Source organism: Pseudomonas sp. PSPC2-3, from assembly GCF_049898265.1.
GTDB lineage: Bacteria > Pseudomonadota > Gammaproteobacteria > Pseudomonadales > Pseudomonadaceae > Aquipseudomonas > Aquipseudomonas veronii.
In genome coordinates this window covers 1-19236 of record NZ_JAFCXJ010000018.1, presented here as the reverse complement: position 1 = coordinate 19236, position 19236 = coordinate 1, and the positions used below count along the sequence as shown (strand labels likewise).

The 19236-nt window shown below is 61.7% G+C and carries 23 protein-coding genes and 1 pseudogene; 10 read left to right on the top strand and 14 right to left on the bottom strand.

What is annotated here, in order from left to right; translation table 11 throughout:
* The first annotated feature begins 31 nt into the window (after positions 1-31).
* Positions 32-1216 carry an osmoprotectant NAGGN system M42 family peptidase gene (locus ACP7E3_RS30905; RefSeq protein WP_046382579.1) on the top strand — a complete coding sequence of 395 codons (1185 nt, stop codon included), beginning with the start codon at positions 32-34 and terminating at the stop codon, positions 1214-1216.
* Between the two features lie 59 nt (positions 1217-1275).
* Complete coding sequence (locus ACP7E3_RS30900) at positions 1276-1503, top strand: YheU family protein (protein ID WP_003236706.1); 228 nt, start codon at positions 1276-1278, stop codon at positions 1501-1503.
* Positions 1504-1512: 9 nt separating this feature from the next.
* Here ACP7E3_RS30900 and csrA read toward each other — a convergent pair whose 3' ends face one another.
* Complete coding sequence (gene csrA / locus ACP7E3_RS30895; RefSeq protein WP_017845857.1) at positions 1513-1710, bottom strand: carbon storage regulator CsrA; 198 nt, start codon at positions 1708-1710, stop codon at positions 1513-1515.
* Positions 1711-1880: 170 nt separating this feature from the next.
* On the bottom strand, positions 1881-2696 hold the full coding sequence (locus tag ACP7E3_RS30890) for an SDR family oxidoreductase (RefSeq protein WP_046382578.1): 816 nt from the start codon (positions 2694-2696) through the stop codon (positions 1881-1883).
* Positions 2697-3027: 331 nt separating this feature from the next.
* On the opposite strand from ACP7E3_RS30890, the gene ACP7E3_RS30885 reads away from it, so the two are divergent.
* Positions 3028-3180 (top strand): DUF3309 family protein, encoded by a 153-nt coding sequence (locus ACP7E3_RS30885; RefSeq protein ID WP_010208879.1) that lies wholly within the window; start codon positions 3028-3030, stop codon positions 3178-3180.
* Between the two features lie 54 nt (positions 3181-3234).
* On the opposite strand, the gene ACP7E3_RS30880 is transcribed toward ACP7E3_RS30885, so the two are convergent.
* From ACP7E3_RS30880 to ACP7E3_RS30860, 5 genes are all read right to left on the bottom strand, one after another.
* The gene (locus ACP7E3_RS30880) at positions 3235-5322 is read right to left on the bottom strand and encodes an LTA synthase family protein (RefSeq protein ID WP_046382577.1); all 2088 of its coding nucleotides are present in this window, start codon (positions 5320-5322) and stop codon (positions 3235-3237) included.
* A gap of 414 nt (positions 5323-5736) precedes the next feature.
* Positions 5737-5928: a PLDc N-terminal domain-containing protein gene (locus tag ACP7E3_RS30875; RefSeq protein WP_010567448.1), complete on the bottom strand. Its 192-nt coding sequence runs from the start codon at positions 5926-5928 to the stop codon at positions 5737-5739.
* Positions 5929-5995: 67 nt separating this feature from the next.
* The gene (locus ACP7E3_RS30870; protein WP_017845854.1) at positions 5996-6526 is read right to left on the bottom strand and encodes a hypothetical protein; all 531 of its coding nucleotides are present in this window, start codon (positions 6524-6526) and stop codon (positions 5996-5998) included.
* 41 nt (positions 6527-6567) lie between these two features.
* The gene (locus tag ACP7E3_RS30865; RefSeq protein ID WP_017845853.1) at positions 6568-7083 is read right to left on the bottom strand and encodes an ankyrin repeat domain-containing protein; all 516 of its coding nucleotides are present in this window, start codon (positions 7081-7083) and stop codon (positions 6568-6570) included.
* A gap of 111 nt (positions 7084-7194) precedes the next feature.
* Entirely contained in the window at positions 7195-9021 is a 1827-nt protein-coding gene (locus ACP7E3_RS30860) for a long-chain-acyl-CoA synthetase (protein WP_177029982.1), read from the bottom strand.
* Between the two features lie 395 nt (positions 9022-9416).
* Between ACP7E3_RS30860 and ACP7E3_RS30855 the strand changes: the two genes are divergently transcribed.
* A complete protein-coding gene (locus ACP7E3_RS30855; RefSeq protein WP_016970113.1) occupies positions 9417-9695 on the top strand; it encodes a DUF3509 domain-containing protein in 279 nt (92 codons plus the stop codon).
* Positions 9696-9750: 55 nt separating this feature from the next.
* Here ACP7E3_RS30855 and ACP7E3_RS30850 read toward each other — a convergent pair whose 3' ends face one another.
* The 4 genes from ACP7E3_RS30850 to aroC all read right to left on the bottom strand — a co-directional run bounded on the left by ACP7E3_RS30850 (position 9751) and on the right by aroC (position 13062).
* A complete protein-coding gene (locus ACP7E3_RS30850) occupies positions 9751-10017 on the bottom strand; it encodes a response regulator transcription factor (protein ID WP_046382574.1) in 267 nt (88 codons plus the stop codon).
* A 210-nt stretch (positions 10018-10227) separates the two neighbouring features.
* The gene (locus ACP7E3_RS30845) at positions 10228-10758 is read right to left on the bottom strand and encodes an acireductone dioxygenase (protein WP_017845848.1); all 531 of its coding nucleotides are present in this window, start codon (positions 10756-10758) and stop codon (positions 10228-10230) included.
* Entirely contained in the window at positions 10755-11918 is a 1164-nt protein-coding gene (locus ACP7E3_RS30840; protein ID WP_017845847.1) for an MFS transporter, read from the bottom strand. Before ACP7E3_RS30840 ends, ACP7E3_RS30845 begins: the two co-directional genes overlap by 4 nt.
* 52 nt (positions 11919-11970) lie before the next feature.
* Entirely contained in the window at positions 11971-13062 is a 1092-nt protein-coding gene (gene aroC / locus ACP7E3_RS30835; RefSeq protein WP_046382572.1) for a chorismate synthase, read from the bottom strand.
* A 142-nt stretch (positions 13063-13204) separates the two neighbouring features.
* Here aroC and ACP7E3_RS30830 point away from each other — a divergent pair, with 142 nt between their 5' ends.
* A complete protein-coding gene (locus ACP7E3_RS30830) occupies positions 13205-14167 on the top strand; it encodes an alpha/beta hydrolase (RefSeq protein WP_169865539.1) in 963 nt (320 codons plus the stop codon).
* A 99-nt stretch (positions 14168-14266) separates the two neighbouring features.
* Positions 14267-15073, top strand: a complete 807-nt coding sequence (locus ACP7E3_RS30825; RefSeq protein WP_017845844.1) for a hypothetical protein — start codon at positions 14267-14269, stop codon at positions 15071-15073.
* 105 nt (positions 15074-15178) lie between these two features.
* Here the strand turns inward: ACP7E3_RS30825 and prmB are convergent, their stop codons facing one another.
* A complete protein-coding gene (gene prmB, locus ACP7E3_RS30820; RefSeq protein WP_057003896.1) occupies positions 15179-16087 on the bottom strand; it encodes a 50S ribosomal protein L3 N(5)-glutamine methyltransferase in 909 nt (302 codons plus the stop codon).
* 240 nt (positions 16088-16327) lie between these two features.
* On the opposite strand from prmB, the gene ACP7E3_RS30815 reads away from it, so the two are divergent.
* The 4 genes from ACP7E3_RS30815 to ACP7E3_RS30800 all read left to right on the top strand — a co-directional run bounded on the left by ACP7E3_RS30815 (position 16328) and on the right by ACP7E3_RS30800 (position 18530).
* Complete coding sequence (locus ACP7E3_RS30815) at positions 16328-16918, top strand: cysteine hydrolase family protein (protein WP_026139885.1); 591 nt, start codon at positions 16328-16330, stop codon at positions 16916-16918.
* Positions 16919-17058: 140 nt separating this feature from the next.
* A complete protein-coding gene (locus tag ACP7E3_RS30810; protein WP_046382569.1) occupies positions 17059-17379 on the top strand; it encodes a hypothetical protein in 321 nt (106 codons plus the stop codon).
* 75 nt (positions 17380-17454) lie between these two features.
* Entirely contained in the window at positions 17455-18012 is a 558-nt protein-coding gene (locus ACP7E3_RS30805; RefSeq protein WP_017845840.1) for a Smr/MutS family protein, read from the top strand.
* A gap of 308 nt (positions 18013-18320) precedes the next feature.
* On the top strand, positions 18321-18530 hold the full coding sequence (locus tag ACP7E3_RS30800; RefSeq protein WP_177030566.1) for a hypothetical protein: 210 nt from the start codon (positions 18321-18323) through the stop codon (positions 18528-18530).
* An 8-nt stretch (positions 18531-18538) separates the two neighbouring features.
* Here ACP7E3_RS30800 and ACP7E3_RS30795 read toward each other — a convergent pair whose 3' ends face one another.
* Both ACP7E3_RS30795 and ACP7E3_RS30790 read right to left on the bottom strand, forming a co-directional pair.
* On the bottom strand, positions 18539-19045 hold the full coding sequence (locus tag ACP7E3_RS30795; protein WP_426125394.1) for a lysis system i-spanin subunit Rz: 507 nt from the start codon (positions 19043-19045) through the stop codon (positions 18539-18541).
* Positions 19042-19236 (bottom strand): annotated as a pseudogene (locus ACP7E3_RS30790) (lysozyme); the annotation flags it as partial. The gene ACP7E3_RS30795 and the pseudogene ACP7E3_RS30790, both read right to left, overlap by 4 nt.

Here is a 19236-nt window from a genome sequence, read left to right as displayed (position 1 = left end):
CATCGATGCCCTCAACCCATCAGGAGTTTCCATGACCCGAACCATTCCCGAACCGGACCTCAACTACCTGCAAAAAGTGCTGCTGGAAATGCTCGCCATTCCCAGCCCGACCGGGTTTACCGACACCATCGTGCGCTACGTCGCCGAACGCCTCGAAGAACTGGGCATCCCCTTTGAAATGACGCGCCGCGGCACCATCCGCGCCACCCTCAAGGGCCAGAAAAACAGCCCCGACCGCGCAGTGTCGGCGCACCTGGACACCATCGGCGCCGCCGTGCGCGCGATCAAGGACAACGGCCGCCTGACCCTCGCTCCGGTGGGCTGCTGGTCGAGCCGCTTCGCCGAGGGCAGCCGCGTCAGCCTGTTCACCGACAACGGCGTGATCCGTGGCAGCGTGTTGCCGCTGATGGCCTCCGGGCATGCGTTCAACACCGCCGTGGATGAAATGCCGGTGAGTTGGGACCATGTCGAACTGCGCCTGGACGCGTACTGCGCCACCCGCGCCGATTGCGATTCCCTGGGGATCGGCATCGGTGACTATGTGGCGTTCGACCCGCTGCCCGAGTTCACCGAGAGCGGGCATATCAGCGCGCGTCACCTCGACGACAAAGCCGGTGTCGCCGCGCTGCTCGCCGCCCTCAAGGCGATCATCGACAGCGGCGAACCCTTGCTGATCGACTGTCACCCGCTGTTCACCATCACCGAGGAAACCGGCAGTGGCGCGGCCGCCGCCCTGCCCTGGGACGTCAGCGAGTTCGTCGGCATCGACATCGCCCCGGTCGCCCCCGGCCAGCACTCCAGCGAACACGCGGTCAGTGTGGCGATGCAGGATTCCGGCGGGCCGTATGACTATCACCTGTCACGCCACCTGCTGCGCCTGGCGGCGGATAATGACCTGCCGGTGCGCCGCGATCTGTTTCGTTATTACTTCAGCGACGCACACTCGGCGGTCACCGCCGGCCACGACATCCGCACCGCCCTGCTGGCGTTCGGGTGCGATGCGACCCACGGCTACGAGCGCACCCACATCGACAGCCTCGCGGCCCTCAGCCGGTTGTTGAGCGCTTACATTCTCAGCCCGCCGGTGTTCGCCAGCGACGCACAACCAGCGCAAGGGTCACTGGATCGGTTCAGTCATCAGATCGAACACGAGACCCAAATGGAGAGCGATACCCGCGTGCCGTCGGTGGACAGCCTGGTCGGCCAGAAGTCCTGACACTGGCAACAACGGTCCCGGCGCAGTAGCATCGCCGGGACTTAACCCCAGAGGCTTGTATGCTGATTCCCTACGACGCACTTGAAGTCGACACCCTGACCCGCCTCATCGAAGACTTCGTGACCCGCGACGGCACCGACAATGGCGACGACACGCCCCTGGAAACCCGCGTACTGCGCGTGCGCCAGGCACTGACCAAGGGCCAGGCATTGATCGTCTTCGACCCCGACAGCGAGCAATGCCAGTTGATGCTCAAGCACGACGTGCCCAAGCACCTGTTCGACTGAAGGTGCAGTTCAGGGATTGGGCAGCGGATGGCTGGCGGTGTCCTGGCGTTCGACGATCTTCTGGTACACCTCGGCGCGGTGGACCGACACCTCGGCCGGGGCTTGAACCCCGAACTTCACCTGGGAACCGTTGAGTTCGAGGATGTGCAAGGCGATGTCATCGCCGATGGAAATGATTTCGCCTACGGTGCGGCTTAAGACCAGCATGGCGGTTGTCCTTTTCGAGTGACAGGACCCCGACCTTGCGCGCTTGGGTGATGCTCAGCAACGGCTTGCGGTCAAATCAGGCACCACCTACAACGGTAGGTAACTTGCCTGACAGACCACATGATTTTTTTGCGCCGAGCCCCGCTCCGAGATTTACGACCGTGCCCCGCTCAGCCTTTAATCGCCTGGGCCTTGGCGCGCATTTTGTCGGCCATCACGGTCATCTCGTCATACAGCAACTGCGGGTTTTTCTGCTTCAATGCCCAAGCCATCCGCCCTTGTTCGTGGGGCAGGATCATGAACTCGCCCTCGGCCACCCGCTGATAGATGTAATCGGCGATATCCGCCGCCGAGATCGGCGAGCTTTCCAGCAGCTTGCCCACCTGCGCCTTCATCGCCGGGGTCGGCCCACGGAACGAGTCCAACAGGTTGGTCTGGAAGAACGACGGGCACACCACGTGAACCCCGATTTCCTGTTGTTTGAGTTCCACCAGCAGGCTCTCCGACAACGCCACCACGCCCGCCTTGGCCACGTTGTAGTTGCTCATGGCCGGCCCTTGCATCAGCGCCGCCATCGAGGCGATGTTGATGATGCGGCCCTTGCTCTTTTCCAGCAGCGGCAGAAAGGCCTTGCAGCCCTTGACCACGCCCATCAGGTTGATTGCGATCTGCCAGTCCCAGTCTTCCAGCGACAGTTCGGCGAAGAACCCGCCGGAGGCCACGCCGGCATTGTTGACGATCACATCGATCCCGCCCAGCTTGACCTCGCAGGCCTGGGCAAAGGCGGTGAGCTGGCTGTAGTCGCGCACGTCGCAGCGTTGGACAAACCCATCGCCACCCGCCTCGCGCACCAACCTGAGAGTCTCTTGCAAGCCTGGCTCGCTGACATCCGACAAGGCCAACTGCCAACCCTCGCGGGCCCAGCGCAGCGCGATTTCGCGACCCAGGCCGGACCCGGCACCGGTGATCATCATGCGATTTTGCATAGGAAAATAGCCTTGTGGTTCACAGAAGAAGTGATCGGCAGTGTAGCGAAGGTTTTTCCTACACCCACGCACCATCCAATTGATGAATGCCCCGAGCAAACCACGGGCCGGGTCGGATACCACGGCACGCCCTAAGTTCAATTTTTTTCAACTAAGCGCAGGCATTCAGCGACGCATTAAAAGAAATAAGCAGGTCTTCGAAATGCTTTAAAAAAACACGGAATTTTCTGCGAAGCGGCACAGTCGGAGTTATTAAGGCGTCCGCGATTAAACCCACGGGCCTAACTTTAAACAACCGGTCCTTGCAGAAGGCCTATAAGGAAATACAATTATGAGCCTCATTTTAATCATCATCCTGATTCTCCTGCTGGTCGGCGGTTTGCCAGTGTTTCCACACTCCCGTAGCTGGGGTTATGGTCCATCGGGTATTCTCGGCGTAGTCCTGGTGGTGCTGCTGGTGCTGTTGTTACTCGGCAAGATATAAACGCCGGACAAAAAAAGAGGCCTTCATGAAGGCCTCTTTTTTATTGCCGGTCAATCAGTCCGGCTTGCCATCGACAACACCGGCGGTGTTATCCAGCAAACTTTTGGTCGCGGTCTGCAGGAACGATTCGAGCTTCTGTTTCAGCCCTGCCTCGTCCGGCGATTCCGCGATCACTTTACCGGTCGGCTCGGCGCCCAGTTCGTATTCCCACAGCTTCGGTGGCATTTCCTTAGGCAATACCAGCACGCGGTCGCCGGTGACCAGCGCCACGGTCTGATCGCTGCCCGAAGGCTTGATCACGCCGAAACCCTTGTCGCCTTCCGGCAGGTTGAGCAGGTCACGCCCCCAGCACTGGTGCAGAGTATCGCCACCCAGACGGCCCATGATGGTCGGCACGATGTCGATCTGGGTGCCCACGGTGTGATCACGCACGCCGAACTTCTCTTGCATGCCCGGAGCAATCATCAGCATCGGCACGTTGAAGCGGCCCAGGTCCATCTCGGTGATCTGCTGCTCGTTGCCGAAACCGTGGTCGCCCACGATCACAAACAGGGTTTCCTTGAAGTACGGCTCCTTGCGGGCCTTTTCAAAGAACTGGCCGAGGGCCCAGTCGGAGTAGCGCATCGCCGTCAAATGCTCGTTGAGGCTGCCACGGTCGGTGACTTTCTCCACCGGCAACGGGGTCGGCAAGGCATACGGCGTGTGGTTGGACAGGGTTTGCAGCAGGGCGTAGAACGGCTTGCCGCCTTCACGCGCTTTCAGTTCTTCCAGGCCACGGTTGAACATGTCCTGGTCGGACACGCCCCAGGTCGGGTCGGAGAACACTGGGTCGACAAAGTCGTTGCGGCCGATGAAGTTGGTCATGCCCTGGTTGCTGAAGAAACCCGACTGGTTGTCCCAGGCGAAGTCGCCGTTGTAGACATACACGTCGTCAAACTTGCGCGCACTGAGCAACTGCGGCAGGCCCGACAGCTTGTGGCTGCCTTCCGGGGTCTGCATCAGGTATTCGAAACCCGGCAAGTTCGGGAAGCACGCCATGGTGGCAAACATACCCTGGTGGGTGTGGGTGCCGTTGGAGAAGAAGCGGTCGAACAGCAGGCCTTCCTTGGACAGTTTGTCGAAGTACGGCGTGATATTGCCCGGACGCCCCAGGGCGCCCACCGAGTGACCGGCGAAGCTCTCCATCAGGATCACCACGACGTTCTTGATCGGCAGGGTTTTCTCGGCCGGTGGCGTGAAATCACGGCGCACGGCGGCGGTGTCGGTATCCACCAGCTTCTCTTGCGGCAACACCAGCATGTCGCGCACGGTCTGGGTGGCCAGTGGTTGTTCGAGGGTGGCCTTCCAGATGTTGGTGCGTTCTTCGGAGAAGCGCGACTTGGCCGCGGCGATCAACGACAACGTGCCATTGAGGCCCAATTGGTTGGCGAAGTTCGAGTCGGTGGTGTAGACGTCACCCCAACGCAGCGGCGGGCCCTGGCGCAGGGTGCCGCGAGCGGCGACCACGGCGACCAGCAGGCACACCACAAACACCGCGATGCGCGAATACCACGGCGCCACCTGGCGGGTGCCGATGCTGCCGCCGCTGAACGGGCCGCGTGGACGCGTCGCCCGGTCGGCGCCCTTGAAGGCCACGCTCAGAATCAGCGTGCCGACGGCCCAGGCCAGCAGATAGCGCACCACCGGGAAACCGTACCAGAGCATGCTCATCACGGTTTTCGGGTCTTCCTTCACGTACTGGAAGACCAGGCCGTTGAGGCGCTGGTGGAATTCGCGGTAGAAGTCCATCTCCATCAGGCCCAGGAACAGCGCGATGCTGGAGGCAAGGGTCAGCCAGAAACGGAAGAACCCCCGCGCGGCCATGGCCCGCACGCTGAACAGTGACAGCAGCAAGGGGATCGTCAGGTACACCACCAGGCGAATGTCCAGGCGCAGGCCGTTGGCGAACGCTTCCAGGAAGGTCGAGGCCGGTGTGTCGAGGATCATCTCGCGGTTGTAGGCCAGCAGCGCCAGGCGCAGCAGGGAGAACATCACCATCATGACCAGTGCACAAAGCAGCGTGTATGCCAGATGGGATTTGACGGTCGGTTGCAGCAGGCGATTAGAAGCTCGCTGCTGATTCAGGGCGTCCGGGTTTGCCATGTCGTTTCAGGACCCATTGGAGGTTTAAGTTGCGAAAAAGAGTGCAGTGGCGTCCGGCCCTCGCCCAGGCTGGCTGGGGTAGGCGGTAAACGCGATGGCGCAAATGGTGCCCGATCACTGCCGGCAACGCCATTAATTACTGAACACGTGCCGCAATCCTGCAACTGGCGGTGCTTGAGATAGAGCCGTTGCAGGGAGATAAAGCCGGCGAATTGTCTTGGATGAGATGTGAAAATTTCGTACAGCGAATATTTCGACACACAATATCAAGGCATTTGCTGAAACCATTGTGGGAGGGGGCTTGCCCCCGATAGCGGTGGTTCAGTCACTGTCGTAACGACTGATACACCGCTATCGGGGGCAAGCCCCCTCCCACATTTTCCGTGCCCGCTTCAGCTTGAGTGAAGCTGGCGCTCAGAACCGCACGTTGCCCCGCGGCCCGGCAATCGCCCAGATGATCAGGCCCAGGACCGGCAGCAGCAGGATCAACAGAATCCACAACACCTTGGCACCGGTGCTCGCGCCGCTTTTGAACACATTGATGATCGCCCAGATATCCAGCGCGAGGATGATCAGCCCGACCAGACCGTTGAAAGTGGAACCCATGGTGTCGCTCCTAAGTGAGGGCATGCCCTTGTAGGATAGCCAGCCCTGGCCGGGGTTCCGTTTTATTTCAGACGTGGACCGCAACCCGCAGGGCTTCCAGGGACGGTTCGCCGTGGATGCCGACTTCGGCGCACAGTTCCAGCACGCGCGGCAGGTCGTTGCCGTACACCAGCACGGCCTGGATCTCGTCATCCAGCGGCTGGCTGAAGTTCAGCAACACATAACCACCGTCTTGCGGGCTGAGCGCACTCATCTGGATCTGGATGCGATTGAGCGCGGTGAGGGCTTCGGTCTTGGCCAGTTGCTTGGGCTTGAGGTTGAACGCCACGCCGGGGCCGAACGAGGCAACGATCTGCGCAAACAAGTCGCCATAGGTGTCGGCCTGGAACAGCACCGTGTCCGGCAGGCTGCCGACCACCACCCACTCGCCCAGCGGAATCGGGAAAGTATCGTCGTAGTTGATGTCCGGGTTCGCCGCCAGAAAGGCCACCGGGTCGGCGTAGGCCTGCGCCGCTTCCTCGGCGATGCGCGCCACCTCGTCGTCGCCCATGACGCCGGCGCTGATTTTACGGATGAGTTCGACGAGGGCGTTTTTCATGAAGGGGTCCTGTGGCGGGCGGGTTTTCGAGGGCGCGTAGCCTACACCAGTTTCTGCAACTGCGCCGCCGTATCCACCGCGCCCATGGTCTGTGCCGCGGCCAATGCCGTGGCGCCCTGGGCGTCGGCAGTCTTGGGGTTGGCGCCCTGGCTGAGCAGGTAGTCGACCATTTCGACGCGGTTGAACATCGCGGCCATCATCAATGCCGTGCGGCCGTCGGACGACGACGCATCAACCGGCGCGCCGCCTTCGATCAGCGCCTTGACCACGGGCAAGTTGCCCTTGAACGCCGCGCCGGCGATCGGCAGTTGATGCTTGTCGTTGGCGATCTGTGGGTCGGCCTTGAACTCCAGCAGCACTTTGACCGCGTCGGCGTGGCCGTGATAGGCGGCCAGCATCAGCAAGGTGTCGCCATTGTGGTTACGCAGGTTGGCTGGCAAGCCCTTGGCCAGCAGCGCGGCAAGCAAGGCGGCATCGCCTCTGCGCGCGACGTCGAAGACCTGCTCGGCAAATTCGGCGGCTTCGTCTTCGGTCATTTGTTTGGCATGGTCTGACATGTGGGGGCTCCTTGTCTGGTGCGGCTTCGGGTACTGAAGAGTAGGCGCCCAGTGTCGCGAGGGAGTTCCCCACTGTCATGGTTTTTTTGTCAACAGCCACCATAGGCAGAATCAATAGCGGAACTGTCCGCCCTGGATCTGCGCCAACAATTGCCCGGTGACCGGCACATAGCAATCCGAACCGGGCAGCCAGGCGTAGACCGGGTCGTTGCCGGCCTTGGCCGGGTCGAACGCTTCTTCCTTGAGCCGTACTTTCTGGTATTTGAACGTGCCCGTTGTCTCCATCTTCATCTTGATCCGCAGGAACAGCGGCACCGCATAGTGCGGCAACTGGCCATGAGCGAACTGCAGCAACTCGCGCATATCCAGGGCGGCCAGGGATTCGCTGGGGGTGATGGCGACCATGCCGGCGCGGCCATTGGTGTTTTCGATCTCGACACCGTAGGCCACCACCTCGGCGATCTGCGGGTGTTGCAACAGGATGTTCTCGACCTCGGTGGTGGAAACGTTTTCGCCTTTCCAGCGATAGGTGTCGCCCAGGCGATCGACAAATTGCGCATGGCCGAAACCGATGCTGCGCAGCAGATCGCCGGTATTGAAGTAGCGGTCGCCCTTTTCGAACACGTCGGTCAGCACCACCTTGCGGTTCTTTTCCGGGTCGGTGTAACCGTCGAACGGGGCCTTTTCATCGATCCTCGCCAGCAACAGGCCCTGCCCGCCCGTTTGCACCTTGCGCATGAAACCATCGGCGCCACGCAGCGGCTCACCGCTGTCGTGGGCGTAGTCCACCAGCGCCCAGCGCTGCAGGCAGAAGCCGATGGTGTTGTCGAAATTCAACACATTGGTGAAGCCGATATTGCCGTCACTCGCGGCATACAGCTCACAGATATGCTCGACGCCAAAGCGTTGCTTGAACTGCGCCCATACACCGGGCCGCAGGCCATTGCCGACCATCTTGATCACCCGGTTGTCACGGTCCTGGGCGCTGGCCGGCTGGTCGAGCAGGTAACGGCACAGCTCACCGACATAACCCAGGGTGGTCGCGTTGAACTTGCGCACATCGCCCCAGAACTGGCTGGCGCTGAATTTGCGGCGAATCGCGAACCCCGACGCGCCGACGATCGCCGAGCCCCAGCACACGCAAAGGCCGGTGGCGTGGTACAGCGGCAAGGTGCAATACATGACGTCGGCGGGGCCCATGTCGAGGGCGATGCTGGCGAAGCTGACCGCGGTTTTGGTCCAGCGGCCATGTTTCATGATGCCGGCCTTGGGCAAACCCGTGGTGCCGGAGGTATAGATATAGAAGCACGGGTCGTTGAAAAAGATCTGCCGGGAACTGGCCGGGTTGTCCAGCGCGCACTCGGCGCTGGCCGCCATCAGGTCGATATAGCCGGCAGGCACCGCGCTGCCGGGTTGATCCGCGACAAACCAGGTGCGATCGGCCGCGATCGCCACTTGATCGCGCACCGCTGTGTAGGCCTCCACCAACTCCGCCCCCACCACAATCGCCACCGGGTTGACCAGATTCAGGCTGTGTACCAGCGCCGCCTGGGTTTGCGAGGTATTGAGCATGGCGCAGATGCCGCCCAGCTTGGCCACGGCCAGCACGTTGAGCAGCAATTCGGGGCGATTTTCAATAAACAGCGCCACCACATCGCCTTTGCGGATGCCCTGGCTCTGCAGGTGGTGGGCGATGCGGTTCGCACGCTGGTTGGCATCGCGGTAACTGAGCACGCTGTCGCCGTACAACAACGCCGCGCCGTCAGGGTTGCGCAGGGTGGCTTGCTCGAAATGCCAGCCCAGGCCACAGGGCTGCGCGGGGTCGGTGACATTCGCGGCACGCATGCCGCGGACCACCCGTGGCAAGGCGCGGACGATGGCGGGCACCTTACGCAGCAGCATGCTCCAGGTAATCATGTCGTTTTGCGGATGGCGCATGGAGGAACGTCCTTTTTCTTATTCTTCGTCGGGGCCAGAAACTCCGGCATTTTTTGCAGGCAGGAAGCCAAATGCTCAGGGGAAAATACGCCAGCCGTTCTTCGACTGTACACGCGGGATTTGAAATGTTTTGTATCCCGAAGCCGCAACCGCCCCACAGGGAATTTTGCGACACATCGGCAGTCCCTATCAGTGACGAGGCGCCCGCCCGGCCGGATCGAGTAGCGCAAAATGCAGGATGCATGATGGCCATTCATGCAATTTGCACGAAATCAAAAATCCTGACTTTTTACAAGTTATTGATTTTTAAAGACTTTATATAAAAACGCGAGATGGCACAATCACTGCACCTATCACTCCATGCTTGCCAACTTGAGCCAACGGAGCTGATAGACATGAGCCTGATCCAAGATAAATTCGCCTCAGTATTCTCCCAATACGACGTCACCACTCAGCCACGCCCGGACGGCGGTATCCTGCTGACCCTGCGCAACAGCGAAGGCAAGCAGGTCAAGCGCTCGATCTCCTACCAGCAACTGCACACAGCCGATCAACTTACCTGGGTGATCAGTGCCATTCGCCGCGACCTGGCCGAACAAGCCAGCGAACTGCCGCAGATTTCCATGCTGCAGAGCCAGAACCGCTTTGCCCTGCCGACTTACCATTCGGCCTAAGACACACAAAAAAGGGCCGCGACGCCATCCAGCGTCGCGGCCCTTTTTCATGGGTTCAGGACAGGCCCAATCGGGCGGCTTCATTCATCGCTTGTACACGATTGTTGACTTGCAACTTGCCATAGATGTTACGCAGGTGGAATTTCACTGCGGCTTGGGACGTTTCACGAATCCGGCTGATTTCCCAGATGGTCTTGCCTTCGGAGGCCCAGCGCAAGATCTCCAATTCGGTCGGAGTCAGGGGCTTGCCGGACAAGGCCAAGCGTTTTCTGACATCGGTGGGCACGCTCAACGGCGCACCTGACGCCTCTGGATCACTCATCGCTTTCTCTCCTTATTGTTGGCTGATGCTTATCGCCTTTCGGATTCCTCCTATTGACAGGCGATACAAACATTAAGACCGGAGAGAGTTACATAATGGAGCGCGTCAAAGCGTAAGGCCGGCGATAAACAGCCAGGCCTTACAGATAAATAAGCTTCTTCCCACAACAACTTCCAACTCGTCGGGGTTGAAGATTCAAGTCGATTAAGCCTAGTCATCCAACCCAGGGAAACCAGCGGCGATATCGTCCCCGCTGAATTCAGGCACCCCGCCGCCTGCCGCATGGGACAGGCGCAGCGTCACGAAATGTGGGTGCTCGCCCATATCAAACCAATGGGGCATGCCGGCCGGGATCAGCAGCAGGTCATTTTTCTCACAGCGCACGCCGTACACATAGTCACCAATGTGCAAGGCAAACAGGCCTTGGCCGGCGATGAAAAAGCGCGCTTCATCTTCGCTGTAACGCCGTTCGGCAAGGAACTGATCGCGCAATGCCGCCTTCTGCGCAGGGTCGCCGGGAGCATGCAGCACCTCGACGCAGGCGTAGCCGAGGGCGTCGATCCGTGGCTGATACGCCGCGATCATGGTGGCGTCGTCCGCGCCTTTTTCAATAACGGCGGGCTGCCAGCGCTCGAATCGCACGCCATGCTCGGCCAGGGTCGACGCGATATCGTCGAAGTGGGTCAGGACTTTGTTCGGTGTATCCGGTGTGGCGACGTGGTAAACGGCTACATAACTCATAGGACGGTTCCTTGGTTCTGCTCGTGCAATCGAAAGCCGATGATAAGGGCGGCGGCCAGGGCCGCGACGCTGGCGATACTGAAGGTCAGGGCCGGCCCCAACAGGTTCCAGCTGTAACCGGCGTACAGCGCGCCAAGCGCGCCGCCGGTGCCGGCCAAGGCCGCGTATAACGCCTGGCCCTGACCTTGCTGGCGCGCACCGAAGCTGCGCTGCACAAAGGCAATCGCCGCCGCATGAAAACTGCCGAAGGTAGCCGCGTGCATCACCTGCGCCAGCAGCAGCACCCAGAAAAATTCCGCGAACGCGCCCAGCAACAACCAGCGCAGCGCCGCCAACAGGAAACTCGCCAGCAGCACCCGGCGCACCGAGAAACGCGTGAGGATGCGGCTCATGCCCAGGAACATCAACACTTCCGCCACCACCCCGAGGGCCCACAGCATGCCGATCACGCCACGGCTGTAGCCCAAGTGTTCCAGGTGCAGGGTGAGAAAGGTGTAATACGGGCCATGGCTCATTTGCATCAACGCCACGCAGGCGTAAAACGCCAGGACGCCGGGGCTGCGCAACTGCTTGAGGAAGCCCTCGCCGGCCAGGCGGGGGCCGTGGTTCGCCGGCTGCGCATTCGGCACCCACAGGCTGGCACCGATGATCCCGGCCATGATCACCACGACCACCACCGGGTAGATATCCAGGCTCAGCCAGTCGAACAGGCGGCCCATGATCACCACCGTGAGGATGAAGCCGATGGAGCCCCACAGGCGGATCTGGCTATAGCGCGAGGTCTGCTTATGCAGATGGGCCAGGGTGATCACTTCAAACTGCGGCAGCACCGCATGCCAGAAAAACGCATGCAGGGCCATGACCAGGGCCAGCCAGGCATAGGTCTTGCTGACGAAAATCAACGCAAAACTCACCAGCGTACACAGTGCGCCCACACGCACGATGGCCAGGCGCCGGCCGGTATAGTCGCCCAGCCAGCCCCACAGATTGGGAGCCACGCAGCGCATCAGCATGGGGATGGCCACCAGCTCGCCGATACGCGCGCTGGAGAACCCCAGGTGATCGAAGTACAGCGCCAGGAACGGCGCCGTGGCCCCCAGCAGGGCGAAGTAGAAGAGGTAGAAGCTGGAGAGTCGCCAGTACGGAAGTGCTGGAGTCATGCAAGGGGCCGCTTTGCGGCAAGGCGCGAGCAAGCTCGCGCGCCACACACCGTCACAGCTGGCCCAGTACCGGAGTACTCACGCGCACATCGGCGTTTTGCCCACGGTTGCGCAGCAGGTGGTCCATCAACACGATCGCCATCATCGCTTCGGCGATCGGCGTGGCGCGGATGCCGACGCACGGGTCGTGACGGCCCTTGGTGATCACGTCCACCGGGTTGCCGTGTACATCGATCGAACGGCCCGGGGTGGTGATGCTCGACGTGGCCTTGAGCGCCAGGTGCGCAACGATCGGCTGGCCGGAGGAAATACCGCCGAGGATGCCGCCTGCATTGTTGCTGAGGAAACCCTGCGGGGTCAGTTCGTCGCGGTGCTCGGTGCCGCGCTGGGACACGCAGGCGAACCCGGCGCCGATTTCCACGCCTTTGACGGCGTTGATGCTCATCAGCGCGTGGGCCAGCTCAGCGTCCAGACGGTCGAAGATCGGCTCGCCAAGACCCGGTTTCACGCCCTCGGCGACCACGGTGATTTTCGCCCCGACCGAATCCTGGTCGCGGCGCAACTGGTCCATATAGGCTTCCAGCTCCGGCACTTTGTCCGGGTCCGGGCTGAAAAAGGCGTTGTCGTCGACGCTGTCCCAAGTCTTGAACGGGATTTCGATCGGGCCCAGCTGGCTCATGTAGCCACGGACGACGATGCCCTGGGTCGCCAGGTATTTCTTGGCGATGGCACCGGCAGCCACGCGCATCGCGGTTTCGCGGGCCGAGCTGCGGCCGCCGCCACGGTAGTCGCGCTCGCCGTATTTGTGGTGGTAGGTGTAGTCGGCGTGGGCCGGGCGGAACAGGTCCTTGATCGCCGAGTAGTCCTTGGACTTCTGGTCGGTGTTGCGGATCAACAGGCCGATGGCGCAGCCGGTGGTGCGGCCTTCGAACACACCGGAGAGGATCTCGACTTCATCGGGTTCCTGGCGCTGGGTGGTGTGGCGGCTGGTGCCGGGCTTGCGGCGGTCGAGGTCACGTTGCAGGTCTTCCAGGGACAGCTCGAGGCCGGGCGGGCAGCCGTCGACAATGGCGACCAACGCCGGGCCATGGCTTTCGCCCGCGGTGGTGACAGTGAACAGCTTGCCGAAGGTATTGCCGGACATGCAGGGCGCTCCGTGAAATCAGTTGTAATCACTCAGCGGTGATAACCAAGCGCACCAGTATACGCGGGCCAACCGACTAGTTCATCCTCGAAACCTTACCGGTAGACGTTGGTCGAACCGGCACCTCCTGAATAATGGCCCGATGATGCTTCGAGTTTTGCTGTTTACCCTCACCCTGTTCACCGCCGTAGCCCATGCCGCGTCCCCCGTGGTGTTGCAACGGCCCATCAGCCTCGACACCGGCAGCGGCGAGCTGTTCGGCTCGCTGCTGCTGCCGCAGTCCGACAAACCGGTGCCGGTGGTGCTGATCATTGCCGGCTCCGGCCCGACCGACCGCAACGGCAACAGTGCCGACGGCGCGCGCAACGACAGTCTCAAGCGCCTGGCGTGGGTGCTGGCCCGGCATAACATCGCCAGCGTGCGCTACGACAAGCGCGGCGTGGCGGCCAGCCTGGCCGCCACGCCCGACGAACGCGACCTGACCCTCGACGCCTACGTGGCCGACGCCGTGGCCTGGGGCAAGCTGCTCAAAACCGACAAGCGCATGGGCCCGCTGATCGTCCTGGGCCATAGCGAAGGCGCGCTGGTGGCCGCCCTGGCGGCACCGCAACTCGACCCGGCCGGGGTGATTTCCCTGTCGGGCAGCGCCCGCCCGGTCGACCAGGTGATCCGCCAGCAACTGGCCGGTCACCTGCCCCCGGCCCTGCAGTTGCGCAGCAATGAAATCCTCGATCACCTCAAGGCCGGCCAAGTGGATACCGATGTGCCTGGCCCGCTTGAAGGGATTTTCCGACCCAGTGTGCAACCGTATCTGATCAGCCTGTTTCGCGCCGACCCGTCGGCCGCCTTTGCCAGACTGCGCATGCCCGCGCTGATCATCCAGGGCACCAACGATATCCAGGTGGGTGTGGGTGATGCGCGGCAATTGAAGGACGCCAAGCCCGATGCCGAGCTGACGGTGATCGAAGGCATGAACCATGTGATGCGTATCGTGCCCAAGGAGGTGAAGCAACAGTTGGCGTCCTACAACGACCCGCGATTGCCCCTCGCCGCCGAGCTGGAAACCCGCCTGGTTGGCTTTATCGACGGACTTCAGCCCCGTTAACCGACTAATTGCCTCCAGTACTGGGAAAAACGGCCGATAAGCCGAAAGTCGACAGCAAAAAGCCTGTCGACTGGCTGGGCTAGGACAGGATCGCGCCGCATGACTAACACCGAAGCAACACCAGAACCTACCGCCGACACCCCGGCGGAACACACCGAGGTCGTCGACGCGGCGCCCCTGCCGTGGGCGGACGTACAGGCCGAACATTTCAAAATGCTGCGCCTGGCGCCCCTGCCCACCGACCGCTCCACCGGGGTACGCCCCTTGCGGTTTGTGCAATTTGGCTATGTCGAACGCCACGACCACCATCACAGCCTGTTGCGCATGGTCATCCAGTTGCCGGGCCAACGGGTGCGCCGCGAGCAGAATCACCTGGATATCTGGGTCGATCACGCTAAACACCGTGTGCATTTCGGCCCGGGCAACAGCCTGGAAATCGAACCGGCCAACCGTGGCATCGGCCGTTTCCTGGTGGCTCAGGGCGCCGCGTGGGCGAAGAAGAAGTGGTCGCACTACCGCGTCGACGGGGTGGACCTGGCCAACAAGGACGCCCTCAACGAAGCCACACGCCTGCGCCGCGATCACTTCCTGCGTATCCAGGGCTTTGATGTGGCCTACGCCGACGTGCAGCATCTGAAGGGCAACGTGCAGCCCGGCAAGGTCAGCGACGTGCTCGATAGCTGGAACACCGAGAAAGTGCAGTTCGTGGAAATCCTCGAAGCCGCGCAAATGCTGCAACAGGCCGAGCAGAACCTTACGGAGCAGGAAGTGAAGCTGCGCAAGGAAGAGGAAAAGGTCACCAAGTTCAAGCGTGAGGACAGCGGGCTACGCTTCACCATCACCTGTCTGGTGGCGTTTACCGTGTTTCAGGCGGGGTTGTTGATCTGGATTGCCACCCATCGGTGATGTGGGAGCGGGCTTGCTCCCGATAGCGGTGCATCAGTCAATGCATTCAGTGACTGACACGCCCTCATCGGGGGCAAGCCCCCTCCCACACGTCAGAGCGGTCGATTAAACCCGGGCGGCGAATACCGCCTGATGGTTGCGGCACTGCTCGGCCGTGAGCATGAACACACCGTGCCCGCCGCGCTGGAACTCCAGCCAGGCGAAGTCGACTTCCGGGTACAGCGCCTCGACATGCACCTGGCTGTTACCCACTTCGACGATCAACAAGCCCTTCTCGGTCAGGTGGTCCGCCGCTTCGGCGAGCATCCGCCGGACCAGGTTCAAGCCATCGTCGCCGCAGGCCAGGCCCAGTTCCGGTTCGTGCTGGTACTCGTCCGGCATGTCGGCGAAGTCTTCGGCGTCCACATACGGCGGGTTCGACACGATCAAGTCGAAGCGCTGACCCGGCAGCCCGTCAAAACCGTCGCCCTGTACGGTATACACACGCTCGTCGACGCCATGGCGCTCGATGTTCTGATTGGCCACTTCCAACGCTTCGAACGACACGTCACCCAACACCACTTCGGCGTCCTGGAACTCGTAGGCACAGGCGATGCCGATGCAACCGGAGCCGGTACACAGGTCGAGAATGCGTGCCGGCGGCTGGGCCAGCCAGGGTTCGAAGCGGCTTTCGATGAGTTCGCTGATCGGTGAACGCGGGATCAGCACGCGCTCGTCGACGATAAACGACATGCCACAGAACCAGGCTTCGCCAATCAAGTAGGCTGTCGGCACCCGCTCATGAATGCGACGGTGCAGCAGCCGTTGCAAGTGGGAAACTTCCTCTTCTTCCAGGTTGCAATCCAGGTAGCTGTCGGCAATTTCCCAGGGCAGATGCAAGGCGCCGAGCACCAATTGCCGGGCGTCGTCCCAGGCGTTGTCGGTACCGTGCCCGAAAAACAGCTCTTCCCCATGGAAACGGCTGACAGCCCAACGGATATGGTCGCGCAAGGTGCGCAGGCGGGAAGTGATCACGGGGGCAGACTCCTGGAAAAAACGACTGGCGATTCTAACAGCCTTCGTCTGTAGCGACGACGTGCGAAAAGCCTCAACCGTATGTCGGATTTCATCCAATTTGCCATCATTGCGTCAAACAACCGCACCGCTTGACACGGCTGCACGCCAGCAACGGCGTAGCTTACGATGGAAGCGATTCACAGAACCGCTCAGCCAGTGGACAATGGCGCAAAAGCCCCCCTCACAGGAGCCCCCAGAATGTCCGTTCCAAAGACGATGTTTCAAATCAGCGGTCGAGGTTATGCAGCGGCCAATCTCAGCCATGCGACCCTCGTGATCATCGACGCCCAGAAGGAATACCTCAGCGGTCCACTCGCCCTCGCGGGCATGGATGCGGCGGTGGGCAATATCAAGCAACTGGTCGCTGCGGCGCGCAACGCCGGTCGCCCGATCGTGCATGTGCGCCACCTGGGCACCGTCGGCGGCCTGTTTGACCCACAAGGCGAGCGCGGCGAATTCATTCCCGGCCTGGAGCCAATGGGCAACGAAACCATCATCGGTAAACTGCTGCCCAGCGCGTTCCACGGCACCGGCCTGGAAAAACACCTGCAGGACCTCGGCTCCCTGGACCTGATCGTCTGCGGCTTCATGAGCCACTCCAGCGTCAGCACCACCGTGCGCGCCGCCAAGAACCTGGGCTTTCGCTGCACCCTGGTGGAAGACGCCTGCGCCACCCGCGACCTGCCTTACAAGGGCGGTGTCCTGAGTGCCGAGCACGTGCAACAAACCGAAATGGCCATCATGGCCGACAACTTCGCCACCCTCGCCTTGACCAAAGACCTGATCTGATTGCCCCGAAATGAGCGGTGCGGCCGATTCGAGGCCCCGCTCATCCGCAAATGCCTGTCATTTGCTGCAATTACCTCTGGCGCCGGAACAACCTGTGTATCTTCCGGTCGAAGGGCCGATACCCTGGAGGAAAGGTCGGAATGAAGATATCCGATGGTTTTGATGCTCGTCGCTTGCGCCCCAAGGGCCCGAGCAACTGGCGTCTGCGCCTGGTAGCCGGCATTGCCGCGCTGCTGGCGATCATAGGTGTGCTGCTGGCGGTCGCCGGTGGCGCGGGTTTGTCGGGGCATTCCCCGGCGCTGGGCGAACTGAATGCCAGCCCCGGCGGCTCGGCGATGCTGTTGGTGGGCGGCCTGCTGGTGCTGTGGTTCGGCGTGTGGTTATGGCGCCGCAGCCGGCGGCGGATGCGCCAGCCGTTGTCGCTGAACATCGCCTCGCACCTGATGAAAAAGCACGACTGATGGCGCTTGGATAGCGTTTCCTGCGCCCCGGCCGCCGCGATTTAGGTAAACTGCCCGCCCCTCGCGGAGGCTGACATGCAAGACGACGATTTTTCCCTGTTCAAAAACGAGCTGCGCGGCGTCAAGCCGATCAAGCACGACCGCGCCGACACCGGCAAACCCAAGAGTGACCGAGCGCAGATCGCCAAGCTGCGCCAGGCCGCGACCGTACGCACTGACGCCACCACCGTGGACGGTCTGTCGGACCAGTTCGTGATTGACGTCGGCCCCGAAGACGAGCTGATGTGGGCCCGCGACGGCGTGCAGGAAAGCCAGATACGCAAGCTCAAGACCGGCCAGATCCCCTTCGAAGGCAGCCTCGACCTGCACGGCATGAGCGTGGAAAAAGCCCGGGAAACCCTCTGGGCCTTCCTCGCCGAAGCCACCCGGTTCGAAATCCGCTGCGTGCGCGTCACCCACGGCAAGGCCGTGCGCCTGGACGGCAAGCGGCCGATGATCAAGAGCCACGTCAACACCTGGCTGCGCCAGCATGCCCAAGTACTCGGCTTTACCTCCTGCCAGCCCCGCCACGGTGGCGCCGGCGCGGTGTATGTGATGCTCAAGCGCACCATGCTGGAAGGGCGCGACGAGTAACCCGTGCCATCGTCAGGCTTGCAGCGATGGGTCGGCCACCGTACCCTTGCGCTTTGCGAAAATCCCACAGGTAGTTTCATGTCCCTGGAACAGAATTACACCGCGATTCTAAAGGGGTAAGGCAAAGTAATAATAGTCAATGAATCCGGGCACTTGCTTACTTTGGCGTACCCGGTTTTGACCTGCTTTACACGGTCATTGGTACAAAAAGTGGTACGAGATCTATCCCCTCCCACGGCGTCCTGCCGACCAGTTTCTCAAACCAAATAATTTGCCTGCTACCCTGTTCACTCCACGGAGGAACATCAATGCCGAACTCAGACCTGCTCCCTTCCCTGCTCGAAAAACTCTACGAAAACCAACTCGCCCTCGAAGCCTCCATAATGGAGATCTCGAACTGGGTCGAGCAGCGTGGCTCCGCCGATGTGGCCGAGAACGTGCGCGGCGCTCTGCACACAATCGACGAGAACGAAGAGTTCATCAAGCTGACCCTGGCCGTCCTCATGACTCCTGACTGATCAGACGGTCAGCGAGCTATCGCCCTGACATAAGCCTGGCACGCCCGCAGCGCAATCAGTCCTTGGTCCCCGTCACCGGTGATGGCGAGAATTCGTTGAGCATGCGCTGAGTCAAGTTTGGCTCGCGCGGCTCCATGAACCACGCCGACGGTGCCGGGGGTGGCAGGCACGCTACAGCCACTGACTGAATCCGCGGCGTCGAGAAGGACTGACAGCCGGACATCAGAAGTGGCAAGGCGATCGCGCAGAACAGCCTGGTTGCGTTGGGCATCGGATAATTCCCTGGTGTGTTGTTGGTCCTGGCCGGCGAGCTGCTGCTCCAGGGCCAGGCGTTTGTCCTGCTCGGCGCGTGCTTGGGCGGCGGCGGCATTGGTAATCGCCGCCAGGTCATCCTTGTGCAGGCCGGCCTGCTCGGCGAGCTTCTTGCCCATCCGCCAGTCCTGCACCTGCCAGGTGCCGGCGGCGCTGACGGTCATCGCCAGCAGGATCGCGGCCAGGATCTGCCCGGGTGTCACGACATCACCCCACCTGCCAGCCGGTACTGCTTCAGCAGATCCTCCAGGCGGTGTTCGCGCTGCCCGTATCCGGCGCCGGGCAGGCTGGCCCAGATGTTCCGGCACTTCGCGATAGCCGTTTCGATCCGCCCGGCCACCACGTCGGGCAAAGCCCTGCACTCGCGGATGTGCTGCAGCGCCAGAAGGTCTTG